The following is a 14,896-nucleotide window of genomic DNA, read 5'->3' as shown; positions in this document are numbered from 1 at the left end:
CCGGATCCGTCATCGCCGTCGCGGCGGCGAACCGTGACATCGATCGTCAAACTGCTAAACTCGAAACACGTGCTTGAGGCCGGGCGTGCTCTGCCTGGCGGGCGAGGGGGATGAGTTCATGAAACGGTTCGCAATCGCAACACTTGGTGCCGCCATTCTTATGGGCGCGTGTACCAATACCCCACCCACCCCATCCGATACCCTCGCCGCCGAAGCCGCCCCAGCCGAACCGGCGGTGGCCGCAGGTGCGCCAACCCTCGACTACGAGAAATTCACCCTGGACAACGGACTGGACGTCGTTCTGGTCGTTGATCGCTCCGATCCAATCGTTGCCTTCTCGACGGTCGTGCACGTTGGCAGCAACCGGGAGGAACCGGGGCGCACCGGGTTTGCTCATTTCTTCGAACATATGGCGTTCAACGATTCCGAAAACGTGCCGCGCGGCTGGAACCGCAAGGCCATTCCGGATTGGGGCGGAGAGCGAAACGGCGGCACATGGAGCGACGGCACGATCTATTACGAGGTCGTGCCGAAAGACGCGTTCGACAAGATACTCTGGATCGACAGCGACCGGCTTGGTTACATGATCAATACCGTGACGCAGGAAGCGCTTGAGCGCGAGAAGCAGGTGGTAAAGAACGAAAAGCGCCAGCGCGTCGACAATGCCCCCTACGGCTATACGCAGGAAGTAATCCGCAAGGCGCTGTACCCGGAAGGGCATCCCTATAACTGGACCGTGATTGGCCAGCTGCCCGACCTGCAGGCTGCGACTCTCGACGACCTCAAGGCGTTTTACGAACGCTACTACGGCGCCGGCAATGCCACGCTGGCAATCGTGGGTGATATCGACATTGCGCAGACCAGGGCCAGCGTCGAGCAATGGTTCGGTGAGATACGGAAAGGTCCGGAGGTCGAATCACGCACGGCGATGCCGGTGACCCTCGAGGGAGACAGGTCGCTCTTTTTCGAAGACAATTTCGCCACACTGCCGGAGCTGCGTATCACCTTTCCCACCGTCGAGGCCTACAATGCCGATGAGCAGGCATTGAACGTTCTGGCGCGTCTCATCGCCGGCACCAAGAATTCGCCCCTGTATCGTGAAATTGTCGATGAACGGAAACTGGCCCCCGATATCACCAGCTACAATAACAGCATGGAACTGGCGGGCGAGTTCGTTCTCCAGGTGCGGGCGAATGCCGGTACAGACCTCGATGACGTCAAGGCCGCGATAGACGCGGCATTTGTCACTTTCGAACAGGACGGCGTGGACGAAACAGACCTCAAGCGGATCAAGGCCGAGCAGGAGACGACCTTGTACGCCGGCCTGTCGACCGTGCTGGGCAAGGCAAACCAGATTGCGAGTGATAACGAGTTTGCCGGCGACCCGGCCTTCGCGATCAAGTCTGCCGATCTGCTGCGAGCAGTCACGGCGGAAGACGTCATGGCCGTCTATGAGAAATATATCAAAGGCCAACCGTCCATCATGACCAGCTTTGTTCCGGAGGGCGAAGCAGACCTGGCACTGGACGGTGCGGCGCTTGCGACAGTCTGGATCGAAGAGGTCAAGACGGATGTCGCGAGTGAAGAGGTCAGCCAGGGCGCCGAAGCGGTTTATGACAAGACGCCGAGCAAGTACGACCGATCTGAACCTCCCTTTGGCGACCTGCCGCTCATCAAGATGCCGGACATCTGGCAGGCTGAACTCGAAAATGATGTCACACTTCTCGGCATCCAGAATGACGAGTTGCCGCTGGTCAGCTTTGACATCGTCTTTGATGCGGGCGCGTGGCTCGATCCGGATGGCAAAGGCGGTACCGCAAACCTTGTCGCCGGATTGATGAATGAGGGCACCGCGACACGGACGGCTGCCGAACTCGAGCAAGCAATCGGGTTGCTCGGGTCGGGCATCAGGGTGGCGGCAACATCCGACGAGGTAACTATCAGTGCGACCGCGCTTGCCCGTAATTTCGAACCGACCGTCGCGCTGATAAATGAGATGCTCACCCAGCCACGGTGGGATTCGGCAGACTTTGAGCGTGAGAAGGCCGCGGCCTTGACTGAGATCAAGGGGCGCGAGGCAAATCCGAGCGTGATAGCAGGCCTTGCCTTCAGCAAATTGATCTATGGACCGGACCATCCGTCAGGCAGACCGGATGAAGGTACTACCGAGTCGGTGCAGAACATCGGACTGGATGACCTCAAGGCCTATTTCGGCAAGATGCTCGGAACCAATGTGCGGATGCACGTGGCCGGTGACATTTCCAGGGACCGGGCCGTGAGCGCCCTGAGCGGGATTGCCGCGAACCTGTCTCCGGATGCCACGTCGCTGCCATCCTTCGAGGTTCCCGAGCAGGTGAATGCGGGCAAGGCCTTCTTCATCGATGTTCCCGGCAGCAAACAGAGCGTCCTGATCATCGGCCAGTTGGCTGTGTCTGCCACAGACGCCGATTTCAACAAGCTGAGCTTTGCAAACGAGAAGCTGGGCGGTGGAATCAGCGGCGACCTGGCTCAGGTCCTGCGTATTGAAAAGGGTTACACTTATGGCGCCTATTCGAGTGTTGGCGAGGGCAGGGTGCCCCAACCCTTCCGGGCCGCAACCAGCGTGCGCGCCAACGCCACGGGCGCGTCGCTCGACGTCATCCGGGACATCCTGACCAATTACGGGCCGGACTTTGACGACGCCGCCGTTGAGCTGACACGCCAGAAGATCGTGAAGCAGAATACGCTGGCGTTCGAAAGCCTCAGTGAAAAGCTTGGCATCCTGCATTCCATAAGCAAGTTCGGAAGGAGCATGACGTTCGTGGAGGACGATCAGCGGGAACTGCTGGCCATGCCACTCGAAGAGTACAGGCGCATCATCGGCGACTATCTGAGCGAACCCAGCATGACCTATGTGGTCGTCGGTGACGGTGCGACGCAGATCGAGCCGGTCAAGGCGTTTGCTGGGGGGGATGTGACACGTCTGGATATCCACGGCGACGTCATCCAGGAGCAGGCGTCCGAAGGCACACACTGATCCAGCTCGCTTTGCGGCCACCGCCACAGGCGGCGATCGCAATCCACCATTCAGTCCTTGCCTTTCCGGGGCGCATTCGGTCTGTTTGTCTCTGCTGCAACCGAACTGCCGATTGGTCAGGATAAACATGGCGAAGTCTGAAAATCTCCCACCGCTGCCCAGTCAGCCCGCCGGCGTTGGCTGGCCCACGACGCGTTGGCCGGATGGCACACCCGGACCAGGCGTTGCGCGCGACCGGATCGATGACTTGCTCGATCTCGCTTTCGCCGATCCCGCGCCGGATGCGATGGGAGAGACCCACGCATTTCTCGCCGTCCAGGGCGGACGTATCGTCATCGAACGCTATTGGCGTGACTATACCGCAGCGGACACCTTCCCCTCCTGGTCGGAAGCCAAGAGCATCACGCACGCCCTGATCGGAATTCTTGTTCGAGAAGGAAAGATAGATATCCACGCACCGGCGGATGTGCCTGAATGGCAAGGCCAAGACGACCCCCGCCGCCACATTACGCTGGACCAGCTGCTGCGCATGTCGAGTGGGCTGAAATTCGCTGAAGATTATGTCGATGCGGGTAATTCGGACGTCATCGAGATGCTGTTCGCGTCAGGCAAGGAGGACGTGGCCGGGTTCGCGGCGAGCTTGCCGCTTGAGCACGCGCCAGGCACCGCCTGGAGCTATTCCAGCGGCACTACGAACATCGTGGCGCGCTGCGCCGCCCGCGCGCTTGGGAAGACGGGTGAGGACTTCAGGGCCTTCATGTTCCGGGAATTGTTCGAACCGATTGGCATTGCGTCCGCTCAGCCGAAGTTTGATGCCGAGGGCACATTTATCGGATCGTCCTTCTGCTACTGCACGGCCCGTGATTTCGCCCGATTTGGCCTGCTCTACCTGAGAGATGGTTGCTGGAATGGTGGGCGCATCCTCCCGCAAGGCTGGGCGGACTATGCAAGGACGCCGACGGCGACGCCTCCCACCGAAGAACTGGGATATGGGGCGCACTGGTGGCTCGGAATGTGTGGCCCCGGCAGCTTTTCAGCGAACGGCTATCAGGGCCAATACACGGTTCTGGTTCCCGAACTCGACCTGATCCTTGTCCGGCATGGAAACTCGTCGGACGAACGCGGCGACGAGGTTCGCCGCTGGCTGGCGCGCATGGCAGACTGCTTCCGCCCAACTGGATAAGCTGGCGGGGCAGGGGGCGCTCTTGATCGGTCGGTCCGCAGGTGGGAGGTTGGCGTCAGACGTTGAACCGGAAGTGCAGCACGTCACCGTCCTGAACCACATATTCCTTGCCTTCAGCCCGCATCTTCCCGGCCTCCTTGGCACCATTTTCCCCGCCCATCGCCACGAAGTCTTCGAAGGCGATCGTTTCAGCGCGAATGAACCCTTTCTCGAAGTCGCCGTGGATGACGCCTGCAGCTTTCGGGGCAGTCCAGCCACGGCGGATCGTCCAGGCGCGAGCCTCCTTGGGGCCTACCGTAAAATAGGTCTGAAGTTCCAGGAGGTCGTAGCCAGCGTGGATCAGACGCGTGAGGCCCGGCTCTTCGAGGCCGAGTGTTTCGAGATACTCGGCCCGGTCCGCATCATCCAGGAGGGCGAGTTCGCTTTCGATCTGCGCCGAGAATACGACGCAGCCAGCGCCTTCTTCCTGCGCTCTTTGTTCGACACGCGCCGAATGTGCATTCCCTGTCGCGGCATGGTCTTCGTCGACGTTTGCGACGAACAGGACTGGCTTTGACGTCAACAGCTGGAGCATGTTCCAGGCCCGCCGGTCGTCTTTTGCCACGTTGGCTTTCCGGGCTGGGCGGCCTTCGGTCAATTCTGCGAGCGCGATGTCGATCAGGGCAACTTGCGCTTTCGCATCCTTGTCACCGGAATTGGCTTTCTTGATCACACCGGCCTTGCGCCGTTCAAGGCTCTCAAGATCTGCCAGCATCAGTTCGGTTTCGACCACTTCGAAATCCGCAATCGGGTCGACCTTGCCACTCACGTGCGTGATGTCGTCATTTTCGAAGCACCGAAGCACATAGATGATGGCGTCCGTCTCGCGGATGTTTGCAAGGAACTGGTTGCCAAGGCCTTCTCCCTTGGACGCCCCCTCGACCAGGCCGGCGATATCAACGAAGTTCATGCGAGCCGGAATGATATCCTTCGACCCGGCAATCCTAGCGAGTTCGGCGAGGCGGGGTTCCGGCACAGCGACTTCGCCGACATTCGGTTCGATCGTGCAAAATGGATAATTTGCTGCCTGCGCGGCAGCGGTCTGTGTCAGTGCGTTGAAGAGCGTGGATTTCCCCACATTCGGCAAACCGACAATTCCGCATTTGAAGCCCATCCCGGCCTCCTTCCAATTACTGTCTGAGCGGGGCCATAGCGCTATTCTCCCGTGAAAAACAGGCAGTATTGTCGCCTGACAGCGGAATCGGGTGGTCAACGATCGTCTGATGAGTATGCTCGGCACGAATGTTGCAGGAACGACCCCATGGCATATGACGTCTTTCTGGTTTCCGCGATTGAAGACCGCGACCTGGCCAAGCTGGTCGCGCGCAGGCTGCGTGCCCTGAAGTTCAAGGTCTGGTTCGATCAAAAACAGGAAAACGAGACGTTTGACGCGAAAGATGCGCGAAACGCGACGAATTCCGACATGATGCTGGTGCTCTGGTCCGAGCACGCAGTTAAGAGCGATTGGGTGCGCGCAGCTGCATCCGTCGGGCATTCACGTCCAGGCACGCTCGTGCAGGTCGGGCTCGACAAGACCATTCCCTACGAACCATTCCGGACCCAGAAACGCCATTCCATTGTCGGTATGACGTCCCGGAAGACGCCTGAAGGGTTTTACAAGGCGATCGATGCACTTGCCGAATTGGCGGGCCGAACGGACCTCAGGGAATGGATGGGATACGGCTCGAAGGATGAAGACGAGCGCGCCGACTGGCTTGCGGCTCACCCGGATGATCCACTCGCGTTACACGCGAAGGCACAGAGAGAAAAAGACCTTGGCAAGAAGCCGGCCGCTGCCCCGGCGGCTCAGGGCGCCGCCGCATTGGCGGCAGCCTCGATCAAGGGCACGTCCACGCCGAATGGTACGAAGCATGTGGTCGGCGTGTCGATCGCTGCGGCTGCCCGGGGCGCTGCTGCAGCAAAGCCTGAAATGGACGAGGAAAGCGGCCTCGGCTGGGGCACCATCGCGGCTGTTCTCCTGACCATTGCCGCGATGTTCATCCTGGCATGGTTTTTCCGCTCCGAGCCGCTCTCGCCGGTTCTCCGCACCGAGGCTCCGGCGGTTGGTAATGCAGTGACGATGGCTGCTGCCTGCCCAGCGGGGCAGGTGCCGAGATCGATCATGAATGAGGTGCTGACGCCCGGCCCCATCATTGACGACACGAACGACTAAGCAACCATCCTGAAAATCAAAAGCGCCGCCGGAAATGTTTCCGGCGGCGCTTTTGATTTTAATCACGTTTCCTGCCGAGACAATCAGCTCAGCGCGTGATCGATTTCCCGGGCTGCCGCTTCGAACTGGTCGACACCATTGTCTTCTCCGAGAACCCGGCGGGCTGCCGCGATGGCGGCGTCCGCTGCGGCGCGGCGGACATCTTCAGTGGCTTCCACTTCGGCGCGCGAGATGCGTGCTTCAGCGAGGGCTTCCCGGCGTACGAGACGGTTTGCAATGTCCTTGCGGGCTTCAACCATCAGCTGCTTCGCGTCAGCCTTGGCCTGGTCGATCATTGCTTCGGCTTCCTTGTCGGCGTCCTGCTGGCGGCGCTCGGCCAGTGCAAGCGCTTCGGCCGCCCGTTCCCGCAGGCTGCGGGCCGCTTCAAGTTCCGCTGCGATAGCGTCGGACCGATTATCGAGTCCGGTAACGATCGTCTTGAAGGCGCCCATACGTGCTGCAATCAGCAGGAATACGACGAAGGCGCAAAATGCGACCAGCGTGACTGGGTCCGTGAGAGCGTACGCGAGGCCACCCATGAAGCCGCCGCCGTGGCTGTCGGTCGATGCCACAGCCGGAAACGCCGAAAAGGCGAGAACGCCGAAGGTGAAAAGTGCGGGTCTGATCTTCTGCATCTGACTACTCCAGGGCCGCGGATACGGCCTTTTTCAGTTCCGACTTGGATGCGGAAACGCCGAAGCGACCCAGAATGACGTCTGCCGTATCAACCGCAATCTGCTCGACGTTTTTCATCGCATCCGCGCGCAAGCCCGCGATCCGCGCATCGGCTGTATCAAGTTTCTTCTCGATTTCAGCGTCGACACGGGCAGTCTCGGCCGCCATTTCGACGTCCATTTTCTGCCGGGCTTTCTCGGATGTTTCTCGCGCCTTGTTCCGCGCCTGAGCGAGACGCAGTTCGAGCGCTTGCTGGGCCTCGAGAGCCTGGTCGTTGAGGCGGGCTGCCTGATCAATATCGGAGGCGATCCGGTCAGACCGCTTTTCCAGCGTGTCCGACAGTTTCGGCAGGATCACGCGGGACAGGGTAAGGTAAAGTATACTGAACAGGATCGCGAGCCAGAACAGCTGCGACGGCATATGCCAGGTTTCGAATGGTGGGAACGGCGGAGGGGCGTCGTCCGGCAGGTGCTCGGAGACGTGGGCCGCAGATTCGGCAAGCAATGCGATCAGCATCTTTCGTCCTCAGGTTCAGATTCGAGGGCCGGGACCGATGGCGCGGACGCCACCGGTCCCGCAGGCCGTCATCGCCTGACTAGACCACAAACAGGATCAGGATGGCGACGAGGAACGACAGGATGCCGAGTGCTTCGGAAAGCGCCATACCGATGAACAGGTTGCCGGTCTGCTGCGGAGCAGCGGACGGGTTACGCATGGCGGCGTCGAGGAACGAGCCGAAGATGTTGCCCACACCGATCGCGGCACCGATCATGCCGAGTGTTGCGAGGCCTGCGCCAACATATTTGAGGCCGAGGGTGATATCGCCTTCCATGGGGATCTCCTTAAGGGAATGCAGTGGTTCGTCTAAGTGCCGCCCGTGAAGCGTGTTCCGTCTGCGGCGTCAAGCGGTTTGGTGCGACCGGATGGACGCACCGGCGAAGAGTCTCAGTGCGATGGGTGAAGGGCATCGCTCAGGTAAACACAGGTCAGGATGGCAAACACGTATGCCTGCAAGCCGGCAACCAGCAGCTCAAGCGCGTTCAGCGCGACAGCCATGATGAATGAGAGGGGCGTGACCAGGTAGCCAATGCCGCCGACTGCCATGCCGATAACTGCGAAACCTGCGAAGAGTTTCAGCATGATGTGGCCTGCCAGCATGTTGGCAAAGAGGCGAAGCGAAAGCGTCAGCGGGCGCGCGAAAAATGAGATCACCTCGATTGGGATGAGCAGTGAATACAGGCAGATCTTGCCGACAATATGCATGTCGCCGAGCGACGGAGCGAAGAGGCCGAGGAACTTGAGACCGTTCTTGTAGAAGCCGTAGCCGATGACAATGGTCATCACGAGCAGGGCGAGCGCCGCAGTCACGATGATATGGCTCGTCGTTGTAAAGGCGTACGGAACCATGCCAATCATGTTTGCAAAGAAGATGAAGAAGAACAGCGTGAACACGAAGGGGAAGAATTTGAGACCTTCTTCACCGGCGGTTCCGCGCACCATGTCGGCCACGAAGCCGTAGCCAATCTCCGCCATCGATTGGAGACGCGACGGGACCAGGCTGCCTTTTGAGGCCGCGATGCCGAAGAAGGCGATTGTCAGGATGACGCCCAAGGCCATGAAGCCCGACGCATTCGTGAACGACAGGTCGATGCCGCCCGGATGGAATTCAATCCATCGGGTGATCTGGAACTGGTGGATCGGATCCACCGCGACGCTCGGATTCAACAGATTCATCTGCGTTAGTTCCCGTCTTCCGGAGCCTGAGGCTCCTGTGTCTGTTTCAGCGCCTGAGCATTCAGCTCTTTATAGGCGCGCATCATGGCCCGTACCCCTGCTGCGAAGCCAAATGCTCCAAAGGCCAGCAAGGCCCAGGGCTTGGTTCCCGCGAACACATCAATCCAGTAGCCGATCAGGCCGCCGATAAAGATGCTGGCTCCGAACTCGGCGCCATATCGCAGGGCATAGGCCCCAGCCGAGATGCTCCCGTCGTTTGCTTTCGTCGCTTTCTGCTTCGTCGCCTCACGTTCCGCGAGGGTCGCCCTTGCCCTGGCGATTTCGTCACCAAGGTCGTCTGGACCCTCACTGGACATGTTTTCATGCGCTCCGCAGTCGCGAATCCCTGCCGACGAGGAAGTCCCCCGGATTTCGGCGCAAACTATGGGGGGGGCGGATGCAAGTCAACCGCGATTTCAGAAACCTATCTCGTTGTTTTTATTGCATTTAGATGTAGCGCGTGTGCGCTACTCCGCCGCAACGAGCTGTTCGGCCGCTTCAAGGTCTACCGAAACCAGTTTCGAAACGCCTTTTTCGCGCATTGTTACGCCGAAAAGCCGGTCCATCCGGCTCATTGTCACCGGATTGTGGGTGATGACAACGAAACGGGTGTCCGTGCGGCGCCGCATTTCACTCAGCATGTTGCAGAACCGGTCCACGTTGGCGTCATCGAGCGGTGCGTCGACCTCATCAAGCACGCAGATCGGTGCCGGGCGTGACAGGAACACGGCAAAGATCAGCGCCGCAGCGGTAAGGGCCTGTTCGCCACCGGACATGAGCGCCAGCGTGCCGAGCTTCTTGCCGGGCGGCTGGGCAAAGATTTCCAGACCGGCGTTCAGCGGGTCTTCGGCGTCCACCAGGCGGAGTTCTGCTTGCCCCCCCTGGAACAGGGCCGTGAACAGGGCCTTGAAGTGCTCGTTGACCGTTTCGAAGGCCGCCAGAAGGCGCTCGCGCCCTTCATTGTTCAGCGTGTTCACACCCTCTCGCAGTTTCGCGATGGCCGCGACCAGGTCTTCCTTCTCGGTCACCTGGCTGCCGAGGCGCGCTTCAAGGTCTTCGGCCTCTTCTTCGGCGTTCATGTTGACGCCGCCCAGTTGGTCGCGTTCCCGGCGCAGGTCGTCGAGGCGGCTCTCAGCATCGCGCGGCGTGAAATCACCCATTGTGTTCTCGTCGAGTCCGGCCTCGGCAATCGCGAGAAGACCCTCAGGCGTGCGCTGGAACTGGTTGCGGGCGATTTCCACGCTTTCCGCGAGGCGCCCCTCTGCGGTTTCCAGTTTCACGTTCCAGCCGGCCAGTTGCTCCCTTGCCTCGGACGCGGCAATTGCTGCGCGCCGTGCTGCAGATTCCGCCTCACGCGCTGCTGCCTCTTTCTCGGCCAGGGAATCGGCGATGCGCTTGCGATCGGATTCCAGCTGCTCGACTTCGGCCGCGCGCGTTTCAATTTCGGCAGACAGCACTTCCGGCCGTGCCTTTGCCGCTGCAGCCTCGGTCGCCGCCGATGACCGGCGCTGGACAAGTTGTTCGACGCGGTCAGCCGCAGCCACGGCGCGCGTTGTCCAGGTTTGCAGGTCCCGTTCAAGGCCAGCTCGGCGGGCGGCGGCCTGTTCACGGCCGCGCGTGATGTCGGTCAGCTGGCCGCGCGATTCGATTTCGGCATCGCGTGCCTCGGTGACGCGGATACGGGCTTGTGTCAGCTCGGCTTCGAGCGCCGATTCCTCGGTGGCTGACGACTGGGGTGAGATCAGGGACAACGCCTCGTGGACGACCGCGAGGTCTGCCTTGGCGCGCACCAGGGCCTCTCCGGCGTTGTCGCGTTTCATCGCAGCGCGCTCCGAAGCCTGCGCTGCCTCGGAAACCTGGCTGCGCGCCTGGCTCAGTGCCCGTTGGGCCGGTGCGATCTGGGTGCGCAGTTCGCGGAGGTTGTCTTCCGCCGCAACCCGGGCCTGCTTGGCCTCTGCGAGCGCCGTGTTGAACTGCTCAAGACGTGCGCGCAGGGGGTCGATTTCTTTCAGTGCCGCGTCCAGCCGGGCCTGCTGTTCCAGTCGTGCAGCGGCGCTCACCGGTGCCCCGGGGGTTCGCGTGAACCCGTCCCAGCGCCAGAGGTGGCCCTCGCGCGACACCAGGCGCTGGCCTGGCTTGAGTTCGGCCATGAGGCGCTCACCGGATTCGGCACTGACGACACCACATTGTGACAGGCGCGCTCCAAGTTCTGCAGGCGCTTCGACAAAATCGGAGAGCGGTTGGGCCGTGGCTGGCAATACCTGTGGTGTGGCTACCGCACCACTCCAATACAGGGGTGCACTCTGGTCGGTCGAGGCCTCGATATCGTCACCAAGCGCAGCGGCGACCGCTTTTTCGTAACCGTCGCGCGTGCGGATACGCTCGATAACCGGTGGCGCAGTCGGCCCTTCAGCCTTGCGCAGCAATTTCTGCAGGCCTGAGATCTCGGCTTCGAGGGATCGCACATCCTTGTCGGCGCTGTCGCGAGGTGGCTGTGCAGCCGCTTCGGCGTCGCGCGTTTCCGAAAGTGTGCGTTCAGCGCTCTCGACCGCCCGTTCGGCATCGTGGAGCGCAAGTTCGGCAGCTTCCTCGGCGGCCTTCGCCGCTTTGAGCTGCTGAACCAGAGTCACAACGTCCTCGAGGCCGGCCATATCGCGGTTCAGGCGGTCAATGTCTGCCTGCAACTGATCGCGGCGCCGGGTCTGGGCACCGATATTTTCTTCTGATGCCTGCCGGCGCGCCCGGACTTCCGACAGGCGCGTCTGGGCAGCGTCGGCGGCCGCCTCAGCATCAGCCAGGCGGTTGCGGGCATTTTCCAGTGCAGCCCGGATGCCGGCTTCGATCTCGTCATTGCGCGCTTCGTCCAGCACCGGCAGCGCCGACAATTCGTGGCGGGCATTTTCGGTAGCGGCTTCTGCCTCTGCCTTCGCGGACTGTTCGCGCTCGAGGTCCTGAACCAGGCGCAGCGCTTCAGCTTCGAGGCGACTATGGGCGTCAGCGGCGACTTTCCGTTCGGTTTCCAGACGGGCGAGCGCGATGCGGGCCTGCCCGAGTTTGGCTGATGCGACGCTTTCAGCTTCCCGCAGCGGACCAAGGCCTTCACCCGCTTCGATGCGCTCGCGTTCCCGAACGGCATCTTCCCGGGTCAGTTCCTCGACCCGGCGGCGCGTTTCGTCGAGATTTGCACGGGCCGTGTCGCAGGCGAGCTTGGCTTCGCTCCATCGCAGGTGCGCGACCAATGCGTCCAGCGCATGGATTTCGTCAGACAGGCGGCGATACTTGCGCGCCTTGCCCGCCTGCCGTTTGAGGCTGGCCAGCTGGCGCTCCACTTCGGCAGACACTTCCGTAAGCCGTTCAAGGTTCGTTTCCGCGCCATTCAGCTTGAGCTCCGCCTCGTGGCGCCGGGTATTGAGTCCCGAGATGCCGGCGGCTTCCTCAAGGATGCGACGACGGTTCTGGGGCTTGGAACCGATGAGTTCCGATATCTGGCCCTGGCGCACGAGGGCAGGGGAGTTGGCCCCGGTCGACGCGTCGGCAAACAGCAGCTGGATATCCTTGCCCCGGACGGTCCGGCCATTCAGCTTGTAGGACGTACCGGCGCCGCGGCGCAGCTTGCGCACGATTTCCAGCGTGTCAGACGAATTGAATTCAGCCGGTGCTGTCCGCTGGGAATTGTCCAGGACGAGTGTGACTTCCGCGGTCTCGCGCGCGGGCCGCCCCTGCGCACCGGAGAAGATGAGGTCGTCCATTTCGCCGCCGCGCATGGCCTTGGCCGAGCTTGCGCCCATGGCCCAGCGAAGGGCTTCGAGCAAATTCGACTTGCCGCAACCGTTTGGACCCACGATCCCCGTGAGGCCCGGTTCGACGGGGACGGTTTGCGGGTCGACGAACGACTTGAAGCCGGCGATGCGGAGTTCGGTTATCTGCATGCCAGCCTCATGTCTTTATTGTCCTGCAGCGTTGGCAAGGAGTTCGTCGAGCTTGGCGGAAAACCCCTCGACTGACCGGATGTCGCCTTCAAAACGGTGAATTTGGCCGTCGAACATGAATGTCGGCGTGCTGTCGATGCCGTCTTTTTCGGCGACAGCATATGTGTCGGCGAGCCGCGTGCGAATGTCCTTGTCCGCCATGCAGGCGTCGAACTGATCCTTGCCCGTGATGCCGTGCCGTTCGCCGACTGCCATCAACGCCGACTGCAGCACACCATTGCGCGCCGCATCCGTGATGCCCGACTGGTGCTCAAACAGGTCGTCCATGACGGGAAAGAACTTGTCCTCGCCCGCGCACAGCGCGAGCGCGTAGGCCGGAACGTCGATGTCGTGGACCGGGTATTCACGGTACACGAAGCGAACCTTGCCCGTGGAAATATAGTTTTCCTGGATCTCGGGAAGCACCGTGTCGTGAAAGTATTTGCACGCAGGGCAGGTCGGGGATGCGTATTCTATGATTGTGACAGGCGCGTCGCTCGAGCCGATCACATGGCCAATCGCGGCGGGGTCTCCCGTGGCAGACGTCGTCGCAGCAGCGCCGCCGTCATTGCCACAGGCAACAAGCGCTACCGCTGAAATGGCGGCGAGTGCGTAACCTCGAGACGTGCGTTCCATCATCATAACCTTCGCGTTAAGAATTGAGTCGTGTTGGTTGCCAAATCGTTAATTCGGCCTGGCGCTGAGCAGGCGAGGGCGGCCCGCCAGACTTGAAGGGGCTATTTGGAAATGTTTTCCAACTGGCCGTTCAGATAGGCTTCAAAGGCTTCGCCCGTCGAAACGTCGACATCGGCGGGTTTGACCTTGCCGTTGACGATAAAGGTCGGGGTCGCGCGTACACCGAACTCTTCACCTGACAACATCGTGTCGGCAATTGTCTGGCGGATCGTGCGATCGGCGATGCAGGCGTCCAGGGCGGTTTCGTCAGCAATGCCGTGGCGCGCAGCGATCTCCAGGAACAATTTCTTGAGCGCGCCATCCTTGGACGAGGCGAACACGTCTTCCTGGTGCGCGAACAGGTCGTCCAGCACGTCGAAGAATTTGTCCTCGCCCGCGCAGTTGGCGATCGAATAGCCGATGACATCGACGTCGTTGAGCGGGAACTCGCGGAAAATGAACCGCACTTTGCCCGTCGCGATGAATTTCTCTTCAACGGTCGGCATGACATCGTCGTAGAAGTGCTTGCAGTGGGAACACGTTGGAGAGGCATATTCGATCACCGTCAGCGGCGCTGTTTCGCTGCCTTTCGCATGACCGATCAGGTCCGAAGCCGTCGCGGCTGTTGCGGGTGTTGGTGCGGATGCGTCATCACCCTTGGCATTGCCACAGGCGACAACAGCGAGCGCAATCATCGAAGTGAATGCTGCGGAACGGAAAAACGTGGCCATGTGCAAGTACCTTCATGGATAATCAGGGGGGCGGATCTGCCCCTCAGGTGAGGTCAGTGTCGGTCGACGGGATGCCGGCGGTTAGCACAGCTGTGCCCAATGCAACAATCGCGGCGCGCAGGCCTGCATCTTCAATACGGGCTGATTCGGCCTCGAGGGCCTTGCGTTCAGCGGCAGTCAGGCTGCGGGCCTTGCGCCTGGCCGGTGCGGGCTGTGACGATGTCAGCGCACCCTGGACGAGGCGGATGGACACGATGTCACCGCCAGCCGCGACCGATACGCGCTGGCGAATCGTCTCGACCTGATGCTGAACCATGGGCGCAGCCTGTGGAATTACCTTGAGCGTCAGGACTCGGCCATCCTTGCCGCCCGTGATCTTTTCGGGCCGGCAGAACTGGTAGAGCTTGTCCCCGGCGATCTCGCGCCAGCGCCGCTGCAGAACCTGTACGGCTGGCAACTTCTTGGCTCCGGCCTTGCGGCCAAGGCGTTCCGCGGCGAGGCCGATCTGCGGCATGCCAGGGTGCACCTTTCGGGCACGCATATACCGCAGGCGCACACGGGCGCGGGCTTCTTCGATGGGGTCGAGGCTTGATCTTGTCACCATTCACCAAGAGAAAGCACGGC

13 protein-coding genes are annotated in these 14,896 nt (G+C 61.2%); 3 read left to right on the top strand and 10 right to left on the bottom strand.

What is annotated here, in order from left to right:
* Positions 1–118: 118 nt before the first annotated feature.
* Positions 119–3,016 (top strand): M16 family metallopeptidase, encoded by a 2,898-nt coding sequence (locus HJO_RS05770; RefSeq protein WP_206741815.1) that lies wholly within the window; start codon positions 119–121, stop codon positions 3,014–3,016.
* 127 nt (positions 3,017–3,143) lie between these two features.
* On the top strand, positions 3,144–4,199 hold the full coding sequence (locus HJO_RS05765) for a serine hydrolase domain-containing protein (protein WP_084141599.1): 1,056 nt from the start codon (positions 3,144–3,146) through the stop codon (positions 4,197–4,199).
* A 55-nt stretch (positions 4,200–4,254) separates the two neighbouring features.
* Here HJO_RS05765 and ychF read toward each other — a convergent pair whose 3' ends face one another.
* A complete protein-coding gene (gene ychF / locus HJO_RS05760) occupies positions 4,255–5,352 on the bottom strand; it encodes a redox-regulated ATPase YchF (protein WP_035614858.1) in 1,098 nt (365 codons plus the stop codon).
* A gap of 147 nt (positions 5,353–5,499) precedes the next feature.
* On the opposite strand from ychF, the gene HJO_RS05755 reads away from it, so the two are divergent.
* Positions 5,500–6,411, top strand: a complete 912-nt coding sequence (locus HJO_RS05755; protein WP_035614855.1) for a toll/interleukin-1 receptor domain-containing protein — start codon at positions 5,500–5,502, stop codon at positions 6,409–6,411.
* An 83-nt stretch (positions 6,412–6,494) separates the two neighbouring features.
* Here the strand turns inward: HJO_RS05755 and HJO_RS05750 are convergent, their stop codons facing one another.
* The 9 genes from HJO_RS05750 to HJO_RS05710 form a co-directional block, all read right to left on the bottom strand.
* Entirely contained in the window at positions 6,495–7,085 is a 591-nt protein-coding gene (locus tag HJO_RS05750) for a F0F1 ATP synthase subunit B family protein (RefSeq protein WP_051618317.1), read from the bottom strand.
* A 4-nt stretch (positions 7,086–7,089) separates the two neighbouring features.
* Complete coding sequence (locus HJO_RS05745) at positions 7,090–7,641, bottom strand: F0F1 ATP synthase subunit B family protein (RefSeq protein WP_035614852.1); 552 nt, start codon at positions 7,639–7,641, stop codon at positions 7,090–7,092.
* 79 nt (positions 7,642–7,720) lie between these two features.
* Complete coding sequence (locus tag HJO_RS05740) at positions 7,721–7,957, bottom strand: F0F1 ATP synthase subunit C (protein ID WP_034737903.1); 237 nt, start codon at positions 7,955–7,957, stop codon at positions 7,721–7,723.
* A gap of 113 nt (positions 7,958–8,070) precedes the next feature.
* Positions 8,071–8,859, bottom strand: coding sequence for a F0F1 ATP synthase subunit A (locus HJO_RS05735; RefSeq protein WP_035614851.1), 789 nt, complete (start codon positions 8,857–8,859; stop codon positions 8,071–8,073).
* Positions 8,860–8,864: 5 nt separating this feature from the next.
* A complete protein-coding gene (locus HJO_RS05730) occupies positions 8,865–9,215 on the bottom strand; it encodes an AtpZ/AtpI family protein (RefSeq protein ID WP_035614849.1) in 351 nt (116 codons plus the stop codon).
* A 150-nt stretch (positions 9,216–9,365) separates the two neighbouring features.
* Entirely contained in the window at positions 9,366–12,827 is a 3,462-nt protein-coding gene (gene smc / locus HJO_RS05725) for a chromosome segregation protein SMC (RefSeq protein ID WP_035614847.1), read from the bottom strand.
* Between the two features lie 15 nt (positions 12,828–12,842).
* Positions 12,843–13,502, bottom strand: coding sequence for a DsbA family protein (locus HJO_RS05720; RefSeq protein ID WP_162173782.1), 660 nt, complete (start codon positions 13,500–13,502; stop codon positions 12,843–12,845).
* A gap of 101 nt (positions 13,503–13,603) precedes the next feature.
* The gene (locus HJO_RS05715) at positions 13,604–14,272 is read right to left on the bottom strand and encodes a DsbA family protein (protein WP_051618315.1); all 669 of its coding nucleotides are present in this window, start codon (positions 14,270–14,272) and stop codon (positions 13,604–13,606) included.
* 43 nt (positions 14,273–14,315) lie between these two features.
* A complete protein-coding gene (locus tag HJO_RS05710) occupies positions 14,316–14,876 on the bottom strand; it encodes a DUF721 domain-containing protein (RefSeq protein ID WP_051618314.1) in 561 nt (186 codons plus the stop codon).
* Positions 14,877–14,896: the final 20 nt, after the last annotated feature.

Source organism: Hyphomonas johnsonii MHS-2, from assembly GCF_000685275.1.
Taxonomy (GTDB): Bacteria; Pseudomonadota; Alphaproteobacteria; order Caulobacterales; family Hyphomonadaceae; genus Hyphomonas; species Hyphomonas johnsonii.
This window is presented reverse-complemented; position numbering and strand designations above follow the sequence as displayed.

Excerpts from the sequence above, each read along its gene's own strand:
- HJO_RS05745 (WP_035614852.1), bottom strand. The coding sequence starts at position 7,641 with ATGCTGATCGCATTGCTTGCCGAATCTGCGGCCCACGTCTCCGAGCAC.
- HJO_RS05715 (WP_051618315.1), bottom strand. The coding sequence starts at position 14,272 with ATGGCCACGTTTTTCCGTTCCGCAGCATTCACTTCGATGATTGCGCTC.
- HJO_RS05770 (WP_206741815.1), top strand. The coding sequence starts at position 119 with ATGAAACGGTTCGCAATCGCAACACTTGGTGCCGCCATTCTTATGGGC.
- ychF (WP_035614858.1), bottom strand. The coding sequence starts at position 5,352 with ATGGGCTTCAAATGCGGAATTGTCGGTTTGCCGAATGTGGGGAAATCC.
- HJO_RS05720 (WP_162173782.1), bottom strand. The coding sequence starts at position 13,502 with ATGGAACGCACGTCTCGAGGTTACGCACTCGCCGCCATTTCAGCGGTA.
- HJO_RS05750 (WP_051618317.1), bottom strand. The coding sequence starts at position 7,085 with ATGCAGAAGATCAGACCCGCACTTTTCACCTTCGGCGTTCTCGCCTTT.
- HJO_RS05735 (WP_035614851.1), bottom strand. The coding sequence starts at position 8,859 with ATGAATCTGTTGAATCCGAGCGTCGCGGTGGATCCGATCCACCAGTTC.
- HJO_RS05710 (WP_051618314.1), bottom strand. The coding sequence starts at position 14,876 with ATGGTGACAAGATCAAGCCTCGACCCCATCGAAGAAGCCCGCGCCCGT.
- HJO_RS05755 (WP_035614855.1), top strand. The coding sequence starts at position 5,500 with ATGGCATATGACGTCTTTCTGGTTTCCGCGATTGAAGACCGCGACCTG.
- HJO_RS05765 (WP_084141599.1), top strand. The coding sequence starts at position 3,144 with ATGGCGAAGTCTGAAAATCTCCCACCGCTGCCCAGTCAGCCCGCCGGC.
- HJO_RS05740 (WP_034737903.1), bottom strand. The coding sequence starts at position 7,957 with ATGGAAGGCGATATCACCCTCGGCCTCAAATATGTTGGCGCAGGCCTC.
- HJO_RS05730 (WP_035614849.1), bottom strand. The coding sequence starts at position 9,215 with ATGTCCAGTGAGGGTCCAGACGACCTTGGTGACGAAATCGCCAGGGCA.
- smc (WP_035614847.1), bottom strand. The coding sequence starts at position 12,827 with ATGCAGATAACCGAACTCCGCATCGCCGGCTTCAAGTCGTTCGTCGAC.